The sequence below is a fragment of the Streptomyces sp. NPDC058664 genome (assembly GCF_042716635.1).
Lineage (GTDB): Bacteria > Actinomycetota > Actinomycetes > Streptomycetales > Streptomycetaceae > Streptomyces.
In genome coordinates this window covers 1-4262 of the sequence record NZ_JBHXRW010000148.1, presented here as the reverse complement: position 1 = coordinate 4262, position 4262 = coordinate 1, and the positions used below count along the sequence as shown (strand labels likewise).

Below are 4262 nucleotides of genomic sequence, written 5' to 3'. Positions count from 1 at the left end.
GTGAAGGAAACGGTCTTCGTGCTGGACGCCCTGGAGATGGCGCTGTGGCAACGCGACCGCGAACAACACCCTGTTCGGCCGGGCGAGTTGATACACCATTCGGACGCCGGGTCGCAGTACACGAGTTTCCGGCTCGCCGACCACCTGGAGGCCGCCGGTGTCGCCGCCTCCATCGGATCGGTGGGCGACGCCTACGACAACGCCCTGATGGAGAGCACGATCGGCCTGTTCAAGACCGAACTGATCAAGCCCAGGCGGCCATGGAAGACGCTGTCCGATGTCGAACTCGCCACCGCCGAGTACATCGACTGGTACAACCACCGGCGACTCCACGGTGAGATAGGCCACGTCCCACCGGTCGAATACGAGAACAACCACTACCTCGCAACCACAAAACTCCAGGTCACACCCAACGTCTGAGATCTCTACCGAACCCGGAACGGTTCAGAGTGGCGGGTCAGGAAGCCGCAGCCCGAGCCCTCGCACGCCGCATGCTCTCCGGCGAGCTCACGTCTCGGGAGTTCACCTTCCGGATTCATCAGCGCTACGGACATGAGCTGCCCCTGACCGAGCGCCTCGCTGCACTCGACGACGAGTACGACATCCTCGAATACGGCGACAGAACCGTGGACCAGGTCGATGCCGAGGTCACGGCCGAAGCCCACCGCCTCGCAGCCCACCCCACGGTTGCCGCCGAACCCACGGATTTGCCCAGCTGATACACACGGACCGACCCGCGAGTTCCCCCTGAACAGACTTCGGTTTCCCTGAACCACGGGCCTCTTCGGCCTTCGGTACTGGTGGGCTCGCGTATTCAACTGTCGCGAGTATTGCTGCCAAAGCGTTGGCGCAGTCACTCTGTGTGTTGGGGACGCTGCAGGGCATGGTCTGTGCTGTCAGCACCTCGCGTTCTGGCCGTTGGTGGATAACTTGCTCTCACGCCGGAGAAGGTGCCCAAAGCGATCAAGCGTGTGAACAAGCAGGCCCTCGTAGAGCTGAGTTCGAAGAGCGAGCGCCTCCACCTCGGCAGGGGACGCGAGCCTGGATGGCTTGATCAGCATCTGGCCCACGATGCGACCGGGTCTCTGCGAGCGATCCTCCTTGAGCATCCTCCCAAGCCCTGTTATCGCTGCCTTGTCCTGATCAAGCGGGCCGACCGGGAAGTCGAGCACTTCCTGCTCGACGTGCTGCCCGAGGATTTCGACCGGCTTGAGGACATCACTGGCGAGGCTCTGCTCACCTTCACCCGTTGGGCGTTGTCCCAGATCCCGTTGAGTCCCCTTCCTGCGGAGTAGCAGGTTCATTCGGATGGCCGCAGGTTCAGGTATTGTTCTGTGGGGTCCAGCCGGGTGGTGACCGCCAGTGGTCTCCGGCGGCGTATCGACTCCAGGTGCCTCCGGCCTCAGAGGCAAGCTTGGCTGTGGTGACCCGGTGATAGCCCAGAGCCTTAGCGACCACTGGTGCGGGCATTTCGAGAACGTGTTGCCGGATTGCGGCTGTGCGGCCAGCGGTGGTGGGGATGTCGATGGCGTTGATGAGCGCGGCGAGAGCGTCGGGATGCCTCGGTTGTCCGGCTCGCCGGCCGGGGAACAGCCACCGGGAGGCGTGATTGGTCGCGGTGTTCATGTTGTCCCGGCTGTCGATCCATCGAAGCAGCAGTCCCGCGAGCGGTTCGGGCACTGGGGACGGCGGTTCGCCAAGGCGGAGAAGTGTCTGGTCGTTGCTGTGACCGATGTGGTCCAGGGTGAGGCGCACGACTCGGCTGAGTGGTTGGGCATAGAGCAGGACGATCACGCCCGCGACCCGAGTGCGAAGCGGCAGGTCCGGATCGGTGAGGAGGCGCCCGATCAGTTCCAGTCGTTCGGGCTGCGGCATCGGGGTGGCCCGGCGGATCTGGACCGGGGGCAGCTGGAACGGCCGGGTGAGCTTGCTGGCCGAGCACCAGAGCAGGAAGGTTTGCATGGTGTTGCGGGTATACTCGTTCTGCCCGGCGTGCCAGGCGTCGATGCCGGTCTGGCCGCAGGTGCCAAGGGTGTGATCACGGGCGGCGAGCCAGGCGAGGAAGGCTGTGACCTGCTTGACCTGGTCAGCGGCATGTCGACGGGCTGCCGGTATGATCGGCTTCTTCTGGCTGCTGGTCCGCAGGCGTGGGAGCACTTCCCAGGTGGCGAACCGGCGGATGACCTAAGCATGGTCGGGGTCAGGAAGGTGGCCGAGGCGGCCGATGAGCCACCGTTCGAACGAGCAGATCCGCTTGTCGACGATGGGTAGGACACCGCAGGACATGAGGAGTTCCCGCAGATGGGCGGCGGCCCGCCAGGGTTCGAGGGCGTGGAAGGCTTCGTGGGTCAGCTCGATGTCGCCGGTGGCGATTCGGCGTAGCCAGTCGGCGGTGGAGTCGGGCGTGCTTTGTGCCGGTCGAGCCAGGCGAGGCCGGACAGCGGGCTGTCCATGGTGCGGAGCGAGTCGGCCAGCGGAACGAGTTCGGGGCGGATGCGGCCGGTGCCGTCGTCCAGTAGCTGGGATAGCCGGTCGGCAACGGTGCAGCGGGTGCAGAGCCGACCTCCGTGCAGCTTGCCTTCCTCTCCGCAGTGGGAGCATCGATAGGACATCAAGGTTCTCGAGGGGATGGCTGAATGGCAGAGCCGCCCCAGCGATCCCCTCCCCGACACAGACAACCTGAAGATCACCCCCCCTCCGCCACCAACAACATGACAGAGCCGCCAGGGCAGATGTCGGTCAGGGAGAAGACGCCGAGCTCCGTAGGAGATTCCTGGGGTTCCTTGCTCGCGCTCGAGAGGCCGTCGTGCCGGGATCGCTCAGGTGACCGAGACGGCGATCTTGCCGAGGGGCCCGGCACGGAAGGCGGCAAACGCCTCACCGACCTGGTCTAGCGGGTAGGTCGCGGTCACCGGCACCCGCACCGCGCCGGAGGCGACATCGGCGGCGAGCACGGAGAGCGTCTTCGGGTCCGGGGCGGCCATGATCGGATGGACGGTGACGCCGATGCCCTCGACGGCGTCCTGGGTGAGACCCAGCGTGGAGGGGATCTGGCCACCGGGCTTCAGCAGGCCCGCCAGTTCGGCGCTGTCACCGGCCAGGTGGAGGACTACGTCCACGCCGCCGGGAGCGAGGGCGCGGACCTGGGCGACCAGGTCTGCGGTGTAGTCCACCGTGGCGATGTCGGCGGCCGTCAGGCCGGTGACGAAGTCGGTCTTCGCGCCGGGGCGGGCGGTGGCGATCACCTTGGCGCCGCGCGCGGCGGCGAGCTGCACGGCCAGGGCCCCCACGCCGCCGGTGGCACCCGAGACGAGGACCGTGTCGCCCTCGCCGACCGCGGCGGCGTCCAAGCTGTCCAGTGCGGCAGTCCCGGCCAGGCCCAGCGCGCCGGCCTCTTCGACCGACAGTCCTTCGGGCACCGGGGCGACGCCGAAGTCGGCGGACGTGATGACGTACTCGGCCATCGTACCGCTGCCGAGGTACGGCTTCAGCGCGACGCCGAACACCTTGTCGCCGACCGCGTAGCCGTCCACGCCCTCGCCGAGCGCCTCGACCGTGCCGGCGAAGTCCATGCCCACGACCAGCGGGAACCGGTGCTCCATCATCCCCTGCAGGTGGCCGTCGGCCACCGACAGGTCGAAGCCGTTCACCGACGAGGCGGCCACCTTCACCAGCAGCTCGCCCTCCGCGGGACGGGGGGTCTCGACCTCGGCCAGGGCCGGCTCGGAGGGAACCTCGGTCAGCGTGACAGCACGCATGGCACAACTCCTCAGGTAAGACCGTTCCTATGTGGTAAGGCGGATGAGCCGTTTGTAGTAGCACAGGGCTACGGCAAGGCCGAAGAAGGCCAGGTAGTTGCGGGGGTGCCGTTCGTAGCGGTGATTGAGCCGACAGTAGCCGGTCAGCCAGGACATGGTCCGCTCAGTGACCCATCTGCGGCGTCCGAGTCACTTGGAAGACTCAATGTCTGCGGGCGATGCGGACTCCGATGCGTTTGCCGCAGAGCCATTTCCGCAGGTGAGGAATGTTGTAGGCCTTGTCGGCGTACAGGCGCTGGGGCTTGAAGTGACGGCCTCGGTAACGAACTCGTGCACGGTTACTGACCTTGAACAGCCTCTCCGAAGTCCAGCTCACCGACATCGACTACCTCGACCTGGAGTACTGACCACTAGGCCGTGTTTTAGGTAGCGCGGGCGGCCAGCCACTTGGTGAGGTCGCCCGCGATCTGGTTGATGCTGGTCTCGATGGCGACGTCGTGCTCG

At 66.1% G+C, this 4262-nt stretch carries 5 protein-coding genes and 1 pseudogene; 3 read left to right on the top strand and 3 right to left on the bottom strand.

Going from position 1 to position 4262, the window contains the following annotated elements; translation table 11 throughout:
• From ACFWUY_RS40710 to ACFWUY_RS40700, 3 genes are all read left to right on the top strand, one after another.
• The coding region (locus ACFWUY_RS40710) for an integrase core domain-containing protein (RefSeq protein ID WP_384121861.1) at window positions 1–420 on the top strand (420 nt) is incomplete at its 5' end.
• Window positions 421–491: 71 nt separating this feature from the next.
• Window positions 492–719: a hypothetical protein gene (locus tag ACFWUY_RS40705; RefSeq protein ID WP_384121859.1), complete on the top strand. Its 228-nt coding sequence runs from the start codon at window positions 492–494 to the stop codon at window positions 717–719.
• 231 nt (window positions 720–950) lie between these two features.
• Window positions 951–1295, top strand: coding sequence for a hypothetical protein (locus ACFWUY_RS40700; protein ID WP_384121857.1), 345 nt, complete (start codon window positions 951–953; stop codon window positions 1293–1295).
• Between the two features lie 25 nt (window positions 1296–1320).
• Here ACFWUY_RS40700 and ACFWUY_RS40695 read toward each other — a convergent pair whose 3' ends face one another.
• The 3 genes and pseudogenes from ACFWUY_RS40695 to ACFWUY_RS40685 form a co-directional block, all read right to left on the bottom strand.
• Window positions 1321–2157 (bottom strand): hypothetical protein, encoded by an 837-nt coding sequence (locus ACFWUY_RS40695; RefSeq protein WP_384121855.1) that lies wholly within the window; start codon window positions 2155–2157, stop codon window positions 1321–1323.
• A 662-nt stretch (window positions 2158–2819) separates the two neighbouring features.
• Window positions 2820–3758, bottom strand: a complete 939-nt coding sequence (locus tag ACFWUY_RS40690) for an NADP-dependent oxidoreductase (RefSeq protein WP_384121853.1) — start codon at window positions 3756–3758, stop codon at window positions 2820–2822.
• 27 nt (window positions 3759–3785) lie between these two features.
• Window positions 3786–4080 (bottom strand): annotated as a pseudogene (locus tag ACFWUY_RS40685) (transposase); the annotation flags it as partial.
• Window positions 4081–4262 lie beyond the last annotated feature (182 nt).

Excerpts from the sequence above, each read along its gene's own strand:
- ACFWUY_RS40690 (WP_384121853.1), bottom strand. The coding sequence starts at position 3,758 with ATGCGTGCTGTCACGCTGACCGAGGTTCCCTCCGAGCCGGCCCTGGCC.
- ACFWUY_RS40705 (WP_384121859.1), top strand. The coding sequence starts at position 492 with ATGCTCTCCGGCGAGCTCACGTCTCGGGAGTTCACCTTCCGGATTCAT.